General features: G+C 72.7%; 17 protein-coding genes and 1 riboswitch. Of the genes, 8 read left to right on the top strand and 9 right to left on the bottom strand.

What is annotated here, in order from left to right:
* Window positions 1-45 precede the first annotated feature (45 nt).
* On the top strand, window positions 46-1,323 hold the full coding sequence (locus tag AB0B66_RS23265) for a hypothetical protein (protein WP_360533461.1): 1,278 nt from the start codon (window positions 46-48) through the stop codon (window positions 1,321-1,323).
* Window positions 1,324-1,410: 87 nt separating this feature from the next.
* Here the strand turns inward: AB0B66_RS23265 and AB0B66_RS23260 are convergent, their stop codons facing one another.
* The 4 genes from AB0B66_RS23260 to AB0B66_RS23245 all read right to left on the bottom strand — a co-directional run bounded on the left by AB0B66_RS23260 (window position 1,411) and on the right by AB0B66_RS23245 (window position 4,222).
* A complete protein-coding gene (locus AB0B66_RS23260; protein WP_360533458.1) occupies window positions 1,411-2,700 on the bottom strand; it encodes a delta-60 repeat domain-containing protein in 1,290 nt (429 codons plus the stop codon).
* A 69-nt stretch (window positions 2,701-2,769) separates the two neighbouring features.
* On the bottom strand, window positions 2,770-3,156 hold the full coding sequence (locus AB0B66_RS23255) for a hypothetical protein (RefSeq protein WP_360533455.1): 387 nt from the start codon (window positions 3,154-3,156) through the stop codon (window positions 2,770-2,772).
* Complete coding sequence (locus AB0B66_RS23250; protein ID WP_360533452.1) at window positions 3,153-3,341, bottom strand: hypothetical protein; 189 nt, start codon at window positions 3,339-3,341, stop codon at window positions 3,153-3,155. Before AB0B66_RS23250 ends, AB0B66_RS23255 begins: the two co-directional genes overlap by 4 nt.
* 47 nt (window positions 3,342-3,388) lie before the next feature.
* Window positions 3,389-4,222: a phosphoribosylaminoimidazolesuccinocarboxamide synthase gene (locus tag AB0B66_RS23245; RefSeq protein WP_360533449.1), complete on the bottom strand. Its 834-nt coding sequence runs from the start codon at window positions 4,220-4,222 to the stop codon at window positions 3,389-3,391.
* Between the two features lie 110 nt (window positions 4,223-4,332).
* On the opposite strand from AB0B66_RS23245, the gene AB0B66_RS23240 reads away from it, so the two are divergent.
* From AB0B66_RS23240 to AB0B66_RS23225, 4 genes are read left to right on the top strand one after another with little or no spacing between them, the layout of a single operon-like run.
* The gene (locus tag AB0B66_RS23240; protein WP_360533446.1) at window positions 4,333-5,493 is read left to right on the top strand and encodes an ImmA/IrrE family metallo-endopeptidase; all 1,161 of its coding nucleotides are present in this window, start codon (window positions 4,333-4,335) and stop codon (window positions 5,491-5,493) included.
* A 15-nt stretch (window positions 5,494-5,508) separates the two neighbouring features.
* On the top strand, window positions 5,509-6,396 hold the full coding sequence (era, locus tag AB0B66_RS23235) for a GTPase Era (protein WP_203692503.1): 888 nt from the start codon (window positions 5,509-5,511) through the stop codon (window positions 6,394-6,396).
* A 27-nt stretch (window positions 6,397-6,423) separates the two neighbouring features.
* Window positions 6,424-7,179, top strand: coding sequence for a DNA repair protein RecO (gene recO / locus AB0B66_RS23230; protein WP_360533442.1), 756 nt, complete (start codon window positions 6,424-6,426; stop codon window positions 7,177-7,179).
* 54 nt (window positions 7,180-7,233) lie between these two features.
* Entirely contained in the window at window positions 7,234-8,049 is an 816-nt protein-coding gene (locus AB0B66_RS23225) for an isoprenyl transferase (protein WP_360533439.1), read from the top strand.
* A gap of 149 nt (window positions 8,050-8,198) precedes the next feature.
* Here AB0B66_RS23225 and AB0B66_RS23220 read toward each other — a convergent pair whose 3' ends face one another.
* The 3 genes from AB0B66_RS23220 to AB0B66_RS23210 all read right to left on the bottom strand — a co-directional run bounded on the left by AB0B66_RS23220 (window position 8,199) and on the right by AB0B66_RS23210 (window position 11,045).
* Window positions 8,199-8,972, bottom strand: coding sequence for an energy-coupling factor transporter transmembrane component T (locus AB0B66_RS23220; protein WP_360533646.1), 774 nt, complete (start codon window positions 8,970-8,972; stop codon window positions 8,199-8,201).
* A gap of 124 nt (window positions 8,973-9,096) precedes the next feature.
* Window positions 9,097-10,437: an ATP-binding cassette domain-containing protein gene (locus AB0B66_RS23215; protein ID WP_360533436.1), complete on the bottom strand. Its 1,341-nt coding sequence runs from the start codon at window positions 10,435-10,437 to the stop codon at window positions 9,097-9,099.
* Window positions 10,437-11,045: an ECF transporter S component gene (locus AB0B66_RS23210; protein WP_360533433.1), complete on the bottom strand. Its 609-nt coding sequence runs from the start codon at window positions 11,043-11,045 to the stop codon at window positions 10,437-10,439. Before AB0B66_RS23210 ends, AB0B66_RS23215 begins: the two co-directional genes overlap by 1 nt.
* A 98-nt stretch (window positions 11,046-11,143) precedes the next feature.
* Window positions 11,144-11,249: riboswitch (TPP riboswitch) on the bottom strand.
* 178 nt (window positions 11,250-11,427) lie between these two features.
* On the opposite strand from AB0B66_RS23210, the gene AB0B66_RS23205 reads away from it, so the two are divergent.
* The 3 genes from AB0B66_RS23205 (at window position 11,428) to AB0B66_RS23195 (ending at window position 15,263) form a co-directional block, all read left to right on the top strand.
* Window positions 11,428-12,384 carry a permease gene (locus AB0B66_RS23205; protein ID WP_360533643.1) on the top strand — a complete coding sequence of 319 codons (957 nt, stop codon included), beginning with the start codon at window positions 11,428-11,430 and terminating at the stop codon, window positions 12,382-12,384.
* Window positions 12,381-13,211 carry a TIGR03943 family protein gene (locus AB0B66_RS23200; protein WP_360533430.1) on the top strand — a complete coding sequence of 277 codons (831 nt, stop codon included), beginning with the start codon at window positions 12,381-12,383 and terminating at the stop codon, window positions 13,209-13,211. Before AB0B66_RS23205 ends, AB0B66_RS23200 begins: the two co-directional genes overlap by 4 nt.
* Window positions 13,212-13,364: 153 nt before the next feature.
* On the top strand, window positions 13,365-15,263 hold the full coding sequence (locus AB0B66_RS23195) for an acyl-CoA dehydrogenase family protein (protein ID WP_360533427.1): 1,899 nt from the start codon (window positions 13,365-13,367) through the stop codon (window positions 15,261-15,263).
* 189 nt (window positions 15,264-15,452) lie between these two features.
* Here the strand turns inward: AB0B66_RS23195 and AB0B66_RS23190 are convergent, their stop codons facing one another.
* Together AB0B66_RS23190 and AB0B66_RS23185 are read right to left on the bottom strand one after the other, a co-directional pair.
* Entirely contained in the window at window positions 15,453-16,064 is a 612-nt protein-coding gene (locus AB0B66_RS23190) for a hypothetical protein (RefSeq protein WP_360533424.1), read from the bottom strand.
* Between the two features lie 43 nt (window positions 16,065-16,107).
* Window positions 16,108-16,518 carry a transcriptional repressor gene (locus tag AB0B66_RS23185; protein WP_360533421.1) on the bottom strand — a complete coding sequence of 137 codons (411 nt, stop codon included), beginning with the start codon at window positions 16,516-16,518 and terminating at the stop codon, window positions 16,108-16,110.
* Window positions 16,519-16,529 lie beyond the last annotated feature (11 nt).

Genomic DNA, 16,529 nt, shown 5'->3' with positions numbered 1-16,529 from the left:
GGCATGGGTAGTCCCTGGGCTGCGTCGAGCTCAGTGGAGGTATGCATGCGACGTCTCAACTTCCGACTCATCCGACCCGGACACCGGCCACTCGCCGCCTGCGGGATGGCGGCGCTGACCTTCGGGATGGCGCTGGTGTTCGCGGGAACCGACCTCGGCGGCCAGCCCGCGAAGGCGTGGGCGAACGCGCCCGTCGACATCCTGCCGGCCAGCCTCGGCTTCACCGCCGCGGCGTTCGAGAACCACGTCTGCGACCCGGCATTCGGCGGCGGGCCGCTGTCCGGTCAGGACGTCTGGGTGTTCAAGCTGCCCGGCGACCACGCGAAGACCGGCGACTTCGTCAGCGTCACCGCCACGTTCAGCACCCCCGAGGGCACCGAGGCCACCGCGGTCGTGCCCACCGAGGGCGGTGGCGTCGTGCTGCGGGCGAACACCAGCAAGGCGTGGATCGCGGTGCCGGAGGGCTGGACCCTCACCGGCGCCAAGGCCGAGATCACCGGCACCGCGCCGCTGTTCGTGCTGGCCCGCACCTGCCCGGCCGAGGGCACGGTCCTGCCGCCGGTCGCTCCGGACCCGTCCGATTCGCCCACCCCGGACCCGTCCGCGTCAGCCGACCCGGATCCGTCCGCTTCACCGGAACCGTCTGCTTCGGTGGACCCCGGTGCCGCCGGCCCCGGTCCCTCCGCGTCGGCCGACCCGGCCCCGTCGGGTTCGGCTTCCGCGTCGCCGGACCCCTCGGGGCCACCGTCCGACGGACCCTCCGCGTCACCGTCCGACGGGCCTTCCGCGTCACCGTCGGTGGCACCGGGGCCGTCGGGCCCGCCCTCGGCGGAGGCCAAGCCCGCCAAGGGCACCGGACTGCGGGTGAAGGCCTTGACGCCGACCGCGGAGCCGTCGACGGACCCGGTGGAGCCGCCGATCGTGGACCCGTTCACCCCGCCTGTCGATCCGATCACGGATCCGTCCGCGCCGCCGGTCGAGCCCATCGTGGATCCGTCTGCGGGTCCGGTGGACCCGATCGTCGACCCGTCCGCGCCGCCCACCGACCCGATCGTGGACCCGTCCGCGGGCCCGGTGGACCCGTCCGCGCCGCCGGTGGACCCCATTGTGGATCCGTCTGCGGGCCCGGTGGACCCGATCGTCGACCCGTCGGCACCGCCGGCAGACCCGATCGTGGACCCCTCCGCTCCGCCGGTCGAGCCCTCGCCTGAGCCGGAGCCGCCGGTCGGCCCGGGGCAGCGGCCGCGTCCCGCCGAGCCCGGCCCGTCCTTCGTGAGCGCCCTGATCGGCCTCTGGGATGACATCGCCAACGCGTTCCGCTGAGGTGGTGCGGCACTGACGTGCGCAGACTCGGGGCCCCGTGCCCGCCGACCCACGCGGCGGAAACGGGGCCCCGTCCCGTCGAGTGGGTCAGGCGGGCGCGGACAGAGTCGGGTACGGGAACAGGCCGACGCGGGCGTGGTACTCGCGGGCCAGTTCGTCGGTGTCGGAGCCGACCAGCAGGCCCTGCGGGCAGGTCACGAAGGCGCGTACGCCCTGGCCGCGGCTGCGGGTGGGATTCCAGGCCAAGGCGCGGCCGGTCACCGGGTCGAGCGCGGCGATGCCGGGCCGGTCCACCGCGCCGGGGCCCTTCGTCTTCTGCCCGTACGTGTTGTCCTGCCACAACTGGTGACCACCGACGTAGACGGCCGGACCGGTGGCCGCCACCGCGTACAGGGAGTGGCCGCCGGTGTGGTTGATCCAGGTCGGGACGTGCTCGCCGCCGCCGGCGGTCTCGAACCGCGCGGCCGTGGTGCAGGGCAGGTCGGGTCCGGAGTCGTGGCCGGTGGTGACCACCACGAAGTAGGAGCCGTCGGGCGAGTGGTCGATGCCGCGCACGTAGCTGTCGAAGCGGGCGTCGCAGCGGTCGACGCCGTAGAAGGCGGTGGACCAGTCGCTGACCACGGCCTGCGGGCCGGTGATGTCCAGGCTGACCAGTTGCTGGCGGTCCAGGCCCTGCACCCGGGCGAAGTTTCCGATCACGACGAGCCGGGTGCCGTCCGGGGACAGGCTCATCGCCTCCGCGCGGGGATAGTTCTCCACCCCTTCGGCCAGGCCCGCGTCGAAGCCCTCGTCGAGGCGGCCGGACAACGCGTCGACCCGGGCCAGCCCGGCGCGGGGCACCCCGCTGACGGAACGGTAGTAGCCGCCGACATACAGCTCGCCGCCCAGTACGGCCAGGGTGCGCACGTCGCCGTCGACCGGCGCGTAGAAGCTGCGGTGCAGTCGGCCGGTGGCCAGGTCGAGGCGGGCCAGCGAGCGGCGGTGCCGGCCGTTGACCGTGGTGAAGTCGCCGCCCACGAGCAGGCTGCCGTCGGGGCCTTCGGCCAGCGCGTAGACCGGCCCGTCGAGTTCCGGGCTGAAGTCGGTGATCTGGCCGTCGGACAGCCGGAACGCCATCAGGTGGCGGCGGTTCACCGTGGCCTGGCGGCGGGCGTCGGCGGTGCTGGTGAAGTCGCCGCCCACCACGACCGTGTCGCCGATCAGCGCCATGGCCCAGACCTGCCCGTCGGTGACGTGCGGGGTCCAGTCCACCGGGTTCGCGGACACGACCCGCGGCATCGGCGGCCCCACGCCCGCGTCGGCACCGGCCGTAGCGGGTGCCGGTACGCCGAGCAGGACGGATGACATGACAAGCGACACGCCGAACAGAGAACGCATGTATCTATGATCGGTGTGATATGGCGCTAATGTGAAGAAATGCGACAAAAGCTGAAAGCCCGTTCGGGTTCACGCCTCACGCAGCAGGTCCGCACCGAGGATCTTGCCGGCGAGTGCCGGTTCCGTGGTCATCAGCGGCACACGCAGCACCGCCGCGAGCAGGCAGGCATGGGACATCCCGAGGGTGCCCAAGTGGTGGGCCAGCCCGCCGACGGCCTGCGCGTCCCCGGCGCTGAGCGGGACGACCTCGACCTGCGGCAGCGTGCGCAGCACGTCCAGCATCGGCTCGTCGGCACGGTCGGCCATCCAGTACGCCTCGCTCAGGCACAGCGCGGGCACCAGTGCGGTGAACCCGCCGGCCTCCAGGCCCGCCAGCGCCGCGCTGACGGTCAGGCTGTCCGCGGCCGCGTAGCGCCGGATCGCGCCCGTGTCCAGGACACGGCCGGCCGGTCTCACCGGGCCTTCCGCTGCAGCCGCGCCAGCACGGCCTCGTAGTTGGCCTCCTGCTCGGCGATCCACTCCGGATCGTTGCGGCGCTGCTCCTCCAGCTCCAGCTGGGCGCGGAACTCGTCGAGCAGCTCCTGCGGGATCTCCGGCAGGCCGAGCCGCCGCCGGGTCTCCAGGTAGGTCTCGCGGGCCATACGGCCAGGCTAGCTCGGCGCGCGCGGGCCGGGCAACGACCGTCGGGTCAGGACCAGGCCAGGCCGGTGAGCCGCTCGTACGCCTCGATGTAGCGCGCCCGGGTGGCCGCGATGATGTCCTCGGGCACCTCGGGTGCGGGCGGCGTCTTGTCCCAGCCCGTGCCGACCGCCCAGTCGCGGACGAACTGCTTGTCGAAGCTCGGCTGCACCCGGCCGGGCGCGTAGCCGTCGGCGGGCCAGAACCGCGAGGAGTCCGGCGTCAGCACCTCGTCGCCCAGCACCAGCGTGCCGTCGGTCGCCCAGCCCAGCTCGATCTTCGTGTCGGCCAGGATGATGCCCCGCTCGGCGGCGATGTCGCGTCCCCGGGCGTACACGGCCAGCGTGATGTCGCGCAGCCGCTCCGCGGTGTCCGCGCCGACCTTGTCGACCACCTCGGCGTACGAGATCGGCATGTCCTTCTCGCCGGCCGGGGCCTTGGTGGACGGGGTGAACACCGGCTCGTCCAGCCGCGACGCCTCGGTCAGCCCGGCGGGCAGCACGACCCCGGACACGGACCCGCTCGCCTGGTACTCCTTGAGCCCGCCCCCGGTCAGGTAACCGCGGGCCACACACTCCACCGGCACGATGTCCAGCGAGCGGCAGCGCAGCGCGCGCCCGGCGAACTCGGCCGGCACGTCGTCGCCGGAGATGACGTGGTTCGGCACGATGTCCTTGAGCTGCTCGAACCACCAGAGCGAGAGCTGGGTGAGCACCCGCCCCTTGTCCGGCACCGGCGTCGGCATGATCACGTCGTAGACCGAGAGCCGGTCCGACGCCACCAGAATGATGTCCTCGCCGTCGCGGTAGACGTCCCTGACCTTGCCCGAGTGCAGCAGCTCCACGGGGATCACCGTACCGGAGCCGGGGTGCGCGCCCGTGACCGCGGGCGGGTGTGTGTCAACCGTCCTGACGGCCGTTGCGATTATCGCGACCCCTCATTACGGTGATGGACATGGATGAAGGCGTGATCGACCGCGTCCGTTCGGTGATCACCCGGGTGTCGCCGAGCCAGGCCGCCTTCAGCGAGCTGGTCGGCATCAGCGCCGACAAGCTGTCCAAGTCGCTCAACGCGGTGCGCCGCTTCACCTCGCTGGAGCTGGCCCTCATCGCCGACGCGGGCGACGTCAGCGTGGACTGGCTGCTCACCGGCCGCACCCGCGAACCCGCCCTGCCCGGAGCCGAGCCCAGCGCCGGAGACGAGATCCGCGCGCTGGTCGACCGCTACGCCACGGCGTACGAGCGGCTGCGACTGCTCGGCCGCCGACCGCCGTTGCCGGCTCTGCCCACGCCCCCCACCGGAGCACCGGGACCGGCGGGCCGTGCGCTCGCCGACCTGGCCGTCGCCGCGGTACGCGACGCCGGGACACCGAGCCTGGGCACGCTGCCCACCGCCGAGTTGGCGGCCACCGTCGAGCGGGCCCTCGCCGTGGACGTCGCGGTCACCGCGCTGCCCGGCAGCGCCGATGCGCTGGCCTGGCAGTCCGCTCACGGCCGGCTCGTGCTGGCCAACGCCTCCAGCCAGTTCACCCGGCAGCGCTTCGCGCTCGCCCACGCCCTAGGCCACGTGCTGGCCGGGGATGCCACGCAGCCGCTGCTCGACCAGCACCTCGCGCCGGGCCGCCAGCGTGCCGCCCTGGAGCAGCGCGCCGACGCCTTCGCCGCCGCCTTCCTGATGCCCGCCGCCGAACTACGCGCGGCGATGGACCTGCCGCCCGCCGAGCCGCTGCCCCCGGCTGCGGTCACCGATGCCGTGTTCGCGGAGCTGGTCGGGCTGTTCGGCGTCTCGGCCGGGGCGATGGCGGCCCGGCTGCGTGGGCTCGGGTTGCTCGACGCGGCCCGCCAGGCCGAACTGGGCCTGTGGACGGCGGCCCGCTGCCAGCGCGGCCCCACCGGCAGGCAGGCGCTGCTGGCCCGGTTGAGCGCGGCGCAGGTCCCGCGGCAGCCCGCCCGGCTGGTGGCCGAGCTGTTCGGGGCGTACGCGGACGGTGCGACAACCCTGGTCCCGCTGGCCGACCTGCTGCAGACCCCGGTCGACGACCTGTTCGCCGCGCTCGTGGCCGAGCAGCCCGCCGCTCGCCGGGGGTACGCCGATGAGCCTGCCTTCCTGCCCTGACGGTAGGTTGGGCAGGTGGCGGATAACTCATACCGTGCCGGGTTCGCCTGCTTTGTGGGGCGGCCGAACGCGGGCAAGTCGACTCTGACGAACGCGATCGTCGGGCAGAAGATCGCGATCACGTCGAACAAACCGCAGACCACGCGGCACGTCATCCGCGCCGTGCTGCACCGCCCCGAAGCGCAGCTGGTGCTCGTGGACACCCCCGGGCTGCACCGCCCGCGCACCCTGCTGGGCGAGCGCCTCAACGACCTGGTCCGCGCGACCTGGAGCGAGGTCGACGTGATCGGCCTGTGCATCCCCGCCAACGAGCCGGTCGGCAAGGGCGACACCTTCATCGCGGGGGAGATCGCCGGGCTCAAGGCGACCGTGGTCGCGGTGGTCACCAAGACCGACCTGGTGGACAAGAAGACCCTGGCCGAGCAGCTGCTCGCGGTCAACGCGCTCGGCGAGTTCGCCGACGTGGTGCCGGTCAGCGCGGTCGCCAACTCGCAGCTCGACACGCTGGTCGACGTGATGGTCGGGCACCTGCCGAAGTCGCCGCAGCTCTACCCGGACAGCATGCTCACCGACGAGCCCGAGCACGTGCTGATCGCCGAGATGATCCGCGAAGCGGCCCTGGAGGGGGTGCGCGACGAGCTGCCGCACTCGATCGCCGTGCTGGTCGAGGAGATCATCCCCGAGGACGGCCTGACCAAGGTGTACGCCGACGTCTATGTCGAGCGGCAGAGCCAGAAGGCCATCATGATCGGTGCCCGCGGCTCCCGCCTCAAGGAGGTCGGCACCAAGGCCCGCGCCGACATCCAGGAACTCCTCGGCACCAAGATCTACCTGGACCTCCACGTCCGCGTGGCCAAGGACTGGCAACGCGACCCCCGCCAACTCCGGCGGCTGGGTTTCTAGTCGCCGGGGACCGGTAGGGTCGTCGGCATGCCGGGGATGCGCCGACCGCTGTATCGCGATGACGCGATCGTGCTGCGGGTGCAGAAACTCGGCGAGGCCGACCGGATCGTGACACTGCTGACCCGCCAGCACGGGCGGGTGCGCGCGGTCGCCAAGGGGGTGCGCCGCACCACGTCGCGCTTCGGGGCACGGCTGGAACCGTTCGGGCACGTGGACGTGCAGTGCAGCGAGGGCAGCTCGCTGGACACCGTCACCCAGGTCGAGGGCCGCGACCTGTTCGGCCGCCGCTTCCTGACCGACTACCCCCGCTACACGGCGGCCAGCGCGATCGTGGAGCTGGCCGAGCGGCTGACCCCGGTCGAGCGGGAACCCGCGCTGCGGCTCTACCAGCTCACCCTGGGCGCGCTGCGGGCGCTCGCGGAAGGGCTCCGGCCCGGTCCGCTGGTGCTCGACGCATACCTGCTGCGGGCCATGGCGCAGGCGGGCTGGGCCCCGGCGCTGCGGGACTGCGCGGTGTGCGGGGAGGCGGGGCCGCACCGGGCGTTCTCCGTACCCGCCGGTGGGGTCACCTGCCTGAACTGCCGCCCGCCCGGAGCCGCCCATCCCGACCCGGCCACCCTGGATCTGATGTCGGCCCTGCTGGAAGGGGACTGGCCCGCGGCGGAGAAATCCGAGCCGCCGGTGCAGCGCGAGTGTGCGGGTTTCGTGGCGGCGCATTTGCAGTGGCACCTGGAGCGGCAGCTACGCTCTCTGCCGTTGGTTGATCGCCGGGAGCCGGGCTGAGCCCCGGACCTGGCCGGATCGCCGGTGGCGACCGTGAACAGACAGGGGAGCGCCTTGATCAGAATCCGGCAGGCTCGGGAGCCGAAGGCGCCGACGCCGCACCCGTCCGGCGCGACCCCGCCCAAGCTGCCCGGTGAGGCGCTGCCCAAGCACATCGCCATCGTCATGGACGGCAACGGCCGCTGGGCCAAGGAGCGCGGGCTGCCCCGCACCGAGGGCCACAAGCGCGGCGAGTTCTCCCTGTTCGACACGATCGAGGGGGCGCTGGAGATCGGCGTGCCGTACCTGTCGGCGTATGCGTTCTCGACGGAGAACTGGAAGCGCTCGCCGGAGGAGGTGCGCTTCCTGATGGGCTTCAACCGCGACGTCATCCGCCGCCGCCGCGACATGCTCAACGACCTGGGCGTACGCATCGTTTGGTCGGGCCGGCGCGGGCGGCTGTGGAAGAGCGTCATCGACGAGCTGGAGACGGCCGAGCAGATGAGCCGCCACAACACCAAGCTCACCCTGCAGTTCTGCGTGAACTACGGCGGCCAGGCGGAGATCGCCGACGCGGCGGCCGCGATCGCCCGGGACGTGGCCGAGGGCCGCCTCAAGGCCGACAAGATCAACGAGAAGACGTTCGGGAAGTACCTCTACCACCCCGAGGTGCCGGACGTGGACCTGTTCCTGCGCCCGTCGGGCGAGCAGCGCACCAGCAACTACCTGATCTGGCAGTCCGCGTACGCCGAGCATGTCTACCTGGACACGCTGTGGCCCGACTTCGACCGCCGCCACCTCTGGTACGCCTGCGAGCTCTACGCCCAGCGCGACCGCCGCTTCGGCGGCGCCCTGCCCAACCCGGTCGCCCCGCCCGCCCCCGCGGCCTGACCTCGGCGGCCGTCCCGCGCCGCGTCGCGTCGCGTCTTGATCGTTCGACTTGCCTGGCACGTGTGGGTATTCGCATTCAAGATACGCACAGGTGCCAGGCAAGTCCGACGATCTTGCGTGTCGCGCGTCCCTGCCGGGGCGGGGCGCGGTCAGCGGTGGGCTATGAGCTGGATGGCCAGGGCCAGCAGCGCGCCGGCCGCGACCAGGAGCCAGTCCGCGAAACGCCAGGGCATCGGGCGGGCCACGGTGCGGGGCAGGCCGGAGTCGAAGCCGCGGGCGTCCATCGCGACGGCCAGCCGGGTGCCGCGCCGGATCGCGCCGACCAGCAGGCCGAACGCGGTGCCGGCGAACAGTCTCAGCCAGCGCAGCGGGTGGTGCCCGGCGTCGATGCCGCGGGCCCGGCGCGCCATCGCGATCATCTGCCACTCCTCGCCGAGCAGCCCGACCAGCCGGAACGCGGCCAGCGCGCCGATCGCGAAGCGGGGCGAGACCCGGGCGTGCTGGATCAGCGAGTCGGCCAGGTCGGTCGGGTCGGTGGTGCTGAACACCAGGATGCTGGGCAGCGCGATGGCCAGCAGCCGCAGCGCCAGCGACAGCGCGTTGCCGAGCACCGTCGTCGTGATCACCACCGGCCCGAAGTCGACCAGCACGGTCCCCGACCGGTCCGCGGCGAACAGCGCCAGCGACAGCACCACGGTCGCCGCGCCGAGCAGCGCGGGCCAGCCGCGCCGCAGCAGCCCCCAGGGCGTGATCCCGAACAGCGGCGCGGCCAGGAACGTCACCACCAGCGCGAAACCGAGCGCGGCCACATCCCGGGTGAACAGCGCGGCGGTGGTGAACAGCGCCAACGCGACGATCTTCGCGACCGGCGTACGGCGCGCGAGCAGTGCGTCGCTGCGTTGCAGCGCGTCGGCGGCGGGCAGGGTCACGGCATGCTCCGTGGGACGGCTCTGGCGGCGAGGCTGCGGCAGGAGCCGCCGCGCGATCGGACCGCGGCCGGGACGCGGCAGGCGCCGCAGGGTCGCAAGACGATGACGTTCCGGCCGGTCATGAGGGCTGTCCCAGGTCGAGGGTGCGGTCGGCGAGAGTTGTCACCACGTCCGGGTCGTGGGTGACGGTGACGATGCCGTGGCCGTCGTCGCGCAGCGCGGCGAGCAGGTCCACCAGCTCGATCCAGGTGCGGCGGTCCTGGCCGAAGGTGGGCTCGTCCAGGATCAGCAGGCGGGGCCGGGCGGCCAGCGCGGTCGCCACGGACAGCCGCCGGGCCTCGCCGCCCGAGAGGGTGAACGGGTTCGCCCCGGCCAGGTGGTCCAGGCGCAGCCGGGTCAGCAGCTCGTCGACCCGGCCCGGGGCGGTGCCGCCGAGCGCCAGTTCGTCGCGCACGGTCGCGGTCACGAACTGCTGCTCCGGGTTCTGGAACACCGAGCCGATCCGGCGCGCCAGCACGCGGGCCCGCCACCGGTGCGGCGGCCCGTCCGGGCTACGCACCTCGCCCGCGGCGGGTTTGAGCAGGCCGCCCAGCGCCAGCGCGAGGGTGGACTTGCCGCAGCCGTTCGGGCCGGTCACCGCGAGCGCCTGCCCGGCGCGGACGATCACGTCGGGGTAGGACAGGTGCCGTACCCGCAGGTCGTGGGTGGTGAGCAGGACGTCGCCGGGCGGGTTCGCGGCGTGGTGCGGGGGAGCGGGGTGGCCTGGCACCCAGACCCCGGCTGCGGCCAGCTCCGCGCCGAGCGGACCGGCCAGCAGGTGGGGCGGCACGTCATCGCGCACCCCGCCGCCGGGCTCCAGGACGACCACCCGGGTGACCAGGTCCAGCACCTCGGCGATGCGGTGCTCGATGAGCACGACGGTGGTGTCGGCGTCGACGGCGTCGCGCAGCGCCCGGCGGACCAGCGCGGCCCCGGCCGGGTCCAGGTTGGCCGTGGGTTCGTCGAGCAGCAGCAGCTCGGGACGCGGGGCCAGGGCCCCGGCCAGCACCAGGCGCTGCTGCTCGCCGCCGGACAGGGCGTCGGTGGCCCGGTCGCGCTCGTAGCCGAAGCCGACCTCGCGCAGCACCTCGTCCGCCCGGGGCCAGACCCGGTCAGGGGGCCAGGCGAGGTTCTCCAGGCCGAACGCGACCTCGTCGCCCGCCCGCGACATCACCAGCTGCGACTGCGGGTCCTGGAAGACGATGCCGACCCGTTCGGCGTCGACCTTGCGCTTACCCTCGGCCTCGCCCGAGTCCTCGGGCAGCAGCCCGGCCAGCGCGTGCAGCAGCGTGGACTTGCCCGCGCCCGAGGGGCCGAGCAGCAGCACCCGCTCGCCGCGCTCGATGCGCAGGTCGACCCCGCGCACCGCCCACGCGCGGCGGCCGGCGTGCCGCCACCCGTACCCCTCGAGCTCGATCATCAGACCAGGTCGCGGCTGCGGCCGGACGGGAACCGGTCCAGCGCGCCGGTGCCGGCCAGGGACTTGGTCAGGTAGTACCCGCCGACGCCCGCGAACAGCAGCGTGCTGGCCACGACGATGGCGACGTAGGCGACCTTCCAGTCGAACGTCCAGTCGCCGTAGTAGTAGTACAGGTCGAGCCCGGCCGCGGTGGCTCCCGCGAACGCGGCCGCGACCAGCGACTGGCCGAGGTTCCAGCGGCGGTACGCGCCGAGCAGGAAGCCCAGCTCGCCGGCCGCGCCCTGGGCCAGGCCGTACCAGAGCACGCTGATGCCCCACGAGGTGCCGAGCAGCGCCGACACGATCGCGGCGACCAGCTCGGTGTAGATCGCCGCGCCCGGCTTGCGGATGATCAGCGGGGCGAGCACGGCGGGCAGCAGCCATACGCCGTAGATGGCGGCCGCGGCCGGCGGGAACGTCGAGCCGAAGATCGCCCCGGCCGGGCCGTTCCACAGCAGGCCCCAGGCCCAGAAGACGACGCCGAAGGCGACGGCGAGGATCGAGGCGACGACGATGTCGACCGTCCGCCAGCGATGGTTCGTCGCCTTGGGCGAGCTGTTGTTCTGCATGAATAGCTCCTGGTCCGTTGAGGGTACGAACGAGGAGAAGTGCACACGCCGCGCCCGTGACATCCCTTTTCGGGGGTATCACGAAAGCAGGCGTGGCGGTGAGGTGTTGACCGAACTCCCTGCGCTGGCATTACCCAGATCAGGTTCGAGGGTCTGCGGCCGTGTGCCGCACTCTCAGCGCTGTGCGCTCCCCTGTCGTTACTTGTTCATATGAGGCCGCTGGACAGCGGCGCTTGTGCCGGAAAGGCTAACACCGAACGCACGCCCGGTAACCTGTGCCGGTCGGCACACCCCGATACCGCGAAGGATCCGTGTGACCTCCGTCGATCAGCGCCCGCCCGCGGCGCCCCCGTCGCCGCCCGCCGGGCCCGCCCGCACGCCGCTGTTCGGCGGCCGGATCGGCTCCGTCGAGGTGCTGGCGGCACTGCTCATCGTGCTGCTGATCTTCCGTGAGCCGATCGCCGCCGCGATCTCCACTCCGCTGCTGCAGACCTGGACCACCGTGTTCGTATCGGTGATGGTGCAGGCCATGCCGTTCCTGGTGTTCGGCGTCGCGCTGTCGGCGGTGATCGCGGTCTTCGTGCCGCGCTCGTTCTGGTCGAGGGCGCTGCCCAAGCACCCGGCGCTGGCCGTGCCGGTGGCCAGCGCCGCCGGGGTGGTGCTGCCCGGCTGCGAATGCGGCTCGGTGCCGATCGCCGGCTCGCTGATCCGCCGCGGCGTCACGCCCGCCGCCGCGCTGGCGTTCCTGCTGGCCGCGCCCGCGATCAACCCGATCGTGCTGACCGCCACCGCGGTCGCCTTCCCGAACAACCCGGAGATGGTGGTCGCCCGCGGCGTGGCCAGCATCATCGTCGCCATGGTGATGGGCTGGCTCTGGCTGCGCCTGGGCAAGCAGGAGTGGATCAGGCTGCCGCACCGGCCGGAGCTGGACGACCTGTCCCGCGCTCGGGCGTTCTGGGCGGCCTGCCGCCACGACATCGTGCACGCGGGCGGCTTCCTGGTGCTCGGCGCGATGGCCGCGGCCACCATCAACGTGCTGGTGCCCGAGTCGGTGCTGCAGGCCGTCGCCGACCAGCCGGTGCTGTCCGTGCTGGCGCTGGCGGCGCTCGCCGTGCTGCTGTCGATCTGCTCCGAGGCGGACGCGTTCGTCGCCGCGTCGCTCAGCCAGTTCTCGCTCACCGCGCGGCTGGCATTCCTGGTCGTCGGCCCGATGGTCGACCTGAAGCTGATCTCCATGCAGGCCGGGGTGTTCGGCCGCCGCTTCGCGATGCGCTTCGCCCCGGCCACGTTCGTGATGGCGGTCGCGGTCGCCGCCGGAGTCGGGATGGTGCTGCTGTGAACCGTCAGGCCCAGGGCGTGGTGATGCTGCTGCTCGGCGGCGCGATCCTCAAGGCCAGCCTCACCGACATGTACCTGCGCTACGTCAAGGCGGGACTGCAGCCGTTCCTGATCGGCGCGGGCGCGCTGCTGGTGCTCGCGGCCGTGATGACCCTCTGGTACGACATCCGGCACGGCTCGGCCGTGGACACCGAGTGCGCCGAGCACCCGGAACCGGTCGGGGCGGCAGCTGGCGACCTCGACCACGGCGGCCGCGGCCTGGACCGGGCGGTCGACGAAGGCGACGGCTCCGGCCACGGGCACGGCGGTCACGGGCACGGCCACGGGCACCGCGAGCCGCGGGTCGGCTGGCTGCTGATCGCGCCGGTGCTCGGCCTGCTCCTAGTCGCCCCGCCCGCGCTCGGCTCGTACGCCGCCGGGCAGGCCGGTTCGGCGCTCTCGGCGCAGCAGGTCTCCGACTTCCCGGCGCTGCCCGACGGGGACCCCGCCGAGATCAGCGTGCTCGACTACGCCACCCGGGCGATCTTCGACAAGGGACTGTCCATCGGCGAGCGCCGGGTCCGGGTCACCGGCTTCCTGTCCGACAACCCCGAGGGCGGGCAGCTGCTCACCCGCATGATCCTGTCCTGCTGCGCGGCCGACGCCCGCCCGATCAAGGTCGGCATGAACGGCAGCGTGCCGACGGGGCTGCCCGCCGACAGCTGGGTGGAGATCACCGGACAGTACACCGACCAGCAGGGCACCGACCCGGTCAACGGCGACAGCATCCCGTTCATCGAGGTGCTGGAGTGGCGGCCGGTGCAGGCTCCCGCGGAGCAGTACGAATAGCCGGTGTCGGACGGTTTGCCAACTGCTACCGCTCGGTAGTACTGCGGAGTAGCGTGATTTCAGGGCGCAAACCACCGAACACGGCTCGTCGCGGCGCGCTCATGAGGCGGCCCCGGCGACCCCGCGTTCGACCGGACGACAGGGGTGTCGACGATGACGACGGTGCAGCGTGAGGTGAGCGCGGAGCAGGCCCGGCAGGTCGCCGAGGCCGCCCGCGAGAGCGAATGGCGCAAGCCCAGTTTCGGCAAGCAGTTGTTCCTGGGACGGCTGCGGATGGACCTGATCCACCCGTGGCCCCAGCCCGCCCCGAACCCCGACGCGGAGCAGTTCCTGGCCAAGCTGGGGGAGTACGTCAGCACCGAGGTCGACGGGGCCGCCATCGAGCGCGACGCCCGCATCCCCGACGAGGTCTTCCACGGGCTGGCCGACCTCGGCGCCTTCGGCATGAAGATCGATCCCGCGTACGGCGGCCTCGGCCTGTCCCACCTCGACTACTGCCGCGCGCTCACGCTGGCCGGCTCGGTCAGCCCGGCGATCGGCGCGCTGCTGTCCGCGCACCAGTCCATCGGCGTGCCGCAGCCGCTCAAACTGTTCGGCACCAAGGAGCAGAAGCAGCGCTTCCTGCCGCGGCTGGCCGCGGGCGAGGTGTCGGCGTTCCTGCTCACCGAACCCGACGTCGGCTCCGACCCGGCCCGCATGGGCGCGACCGCCACCCCGGTCGACGGCGGCTACCGCCTGAACGGGGTGAAACTGTGGGCCACCAACGGCACCGTGGCGACGCTGCTCGTGGTCATGGCGATGGTGCCCAAGGCCGAGGGCCGCCGCGGCGGCATCACCGCGTTCGTGGTCGAGGGCGACGCCGAGGGCGTCACCGTCGAGAACCGCAACGCCTTCCTCGGCCTGCGCGGCCTGGAGAACAGCGTCACCCGCTTCCACGACGTGTTCGTGCCCGCCGAGAACGTCATCGGCGGCGAGGGCCAGGGCCTGAAGATCGCGCTGAGCACCCTCAACACCGGCCGACTGTCGCTGCCCGCGATGTGCGTCGGCGCGGCCAAGTGGTCCCTGAGCGTCGCCCGGCAGTGGTCCCAGCAGCGCGTGCAGTGGGGACGGGCCGTCGGGCAGCACGAGGCCGTCGCCACGAAGATCGCTTTCATCGCCGCCACCGCGTACGGCATGGAGTCCATGCTGGACCTGTGCTGCATGCTCGCCGACGACGACCGCAACGACTTCCGCATCGAGGCCGCCCTGGTCAAGCTGTACGGCTCCGAGCTGGCCTGGCAGGTCGCCGACGAACTGGTGCAGATCCGGGGCGGCCGCGGCTACGAGAGCGCCGACTCCCTCGCCGCCCGCGGCGAGAAGGCGATCGGGGTCGAACAGCTCCTGCGCGACCTGCGGATCAACCGCATCTTCGAGGGCTCCACCGAGATCATGCACCTGTTCATCGCCCGCGAGGCCGTGGACCAGCACCTGTCCGTCGCCGGTGCGCTCATCGACCCGAAGTCCCCGCTCGGCGCGAAGGGCAAGGCGCTGCTGCGCGCCACCGGCTTCTACGCCCGCTGGCTGCCCACCCTGGCCGTCGGCCGGGGCACCTTCGGCGGCTACCGCAAGTTCGGCCCGCTCGCCAAACACGTGCGCTGGGCCGAGCGCGCCGCCCGCCGCCTGGCCCGCAACACGTTCCAGGGCATGGCCCGCTGGCAGGGCAAACTGGAGCACCGGCAGGGCTTCCTGGGCCGGGTCGTCGACATCGGGGCGGAGCTGTTCGCCATCGCCGCGGTCTGCTCCCGCGCCACCGCCTCCGGCCGTCCCGAGGAGATCGAACTCGCCGACCTCTTCTGCCGGCAGTCCCGCGGCCGCATCGCCATCCTCGAACACGCCCTCTGGAACAACACCGACGCCGCCGACGCGGCCCTGGCTCGCAAGGTCCTGGCCGGCGACCACACCGCCCTGGAGTCGGGCATCATCCCGCCCCCCGACCAGGGCGAATGGGTCTCCACCTGGACCCCCGGCCCGTCCACCGCCACCGACGCCCGCCGCCGCATCCCACCCCGCTGAAAGGAAGGGCACCTTCCCATCGCTATGCGTAGAGGAAGGTGCCCTTCTTAACGTGGACCGTCCGAGCTCACGGCGATGATCGCTGTTTGCGGTCAGAACATGCGGTCCGACCACACTTTCTGACCGCAAACAGCGATCATCGAGCCGAGCCGCGCCGCGCCGAGCCGCGCCGAGCGGGTCTGTGATTAATCAGCGGCGAGGGCTGCCGCGCAGGCCCAGGCGGCGCAGCTCCAGCGCGGCGAGCTGCTCCACCGCCTCCGGGTCGCCGGTACGCCAGCCCGCGACCACGCCGCTGTCCAGCGACGCGAGCCGCCGCAGCGGTGCGGTGGCCAGCGCCCGCAGCGCGAGCAGCTCACCCCCGCCCGGATACCGGCGCACCTTCGCGGCGACGCTGGCCGCGCGGATCCACGACAGCCGCAGCGGCAGCCACAGCGCCAGCGCCATCAGCACCGGGATGCCCGCGGTCAGCCAGGCCAGCACCGTCGCCAGGTTCGCGATGGCGTCCTGCTGGTCGCGTCCCGCCTCGGCGATCGAGTTCGCCGCGTTGGCGGCGCTGCCGAACGGCGCGCCCACCTCGTCACCGACCAAGGGGATGCGCCCGGCGCGCGCCTGTGCCTCAGCCATGTCGGCGGCCAGGTTCGTTCCGGCGCTCTCCAGCTTCTGGCCGGGCACCGCCAGCTTCTGGACCAGCTCGTACAGTGTGATCGCGGCCCAGATCCAGATCGCGCTCCACACCAGTGCGGTGACATCGGCGATGATCTGCCGGGTGAACCGCCACGGCTTCTCCGCATAGAGCTTCATGAGAGCATTGTGATCGACGCGGGCGATCGATAAACGCCCCGCGTCACACCCGGGGCGCCGCGCAGCCCTGGCAGGTGCCGAAGATCTCCAGCGTATGGCTGACGTCGACGAACCCGTGCTGCGCCGCGACCCGGTCCGCCCAGGACTCCACAGCCGGCCCCGCCACCTCGACGGTACGGCCGCAGGTGCGGCACACCAGGTGGTGGTGGTGCCCGTTCGAGCACCGCCGGAACAGCTGCTCGCCGCCCGGCGGGCGCATCACGTCGATGTCCCCGCCGTCGGCGAGCGCCTGCAGCGTCCGGTACACGGTGGTCAGGCCGACCCGCTCGCCCCGGTCGCGCAGCATGGCGTGCAGCTCCTGCGCGCTGTGGAAGCCCTCCACCTCGGACAGCAACGTCGCCACCGCGGACCGCTGCCGCGTGTTCCGCGCCGCGGTTCCCTGTGGGCTGGTCATGCCTTCTCCTC

The organism is Catellatospora sp. NPDC049111 (assembly GCF_040648615.1).
Taxonomy (GTDB): Bacteria; Actinomycetota; Actinomycetes; order Mycobacteriales; family Micromonosporaceae; genus Catellatospora; species Catellatospora aurea.
This window is presented reverse-complemented; position numbering and strand designations above follow the sequence as displayed.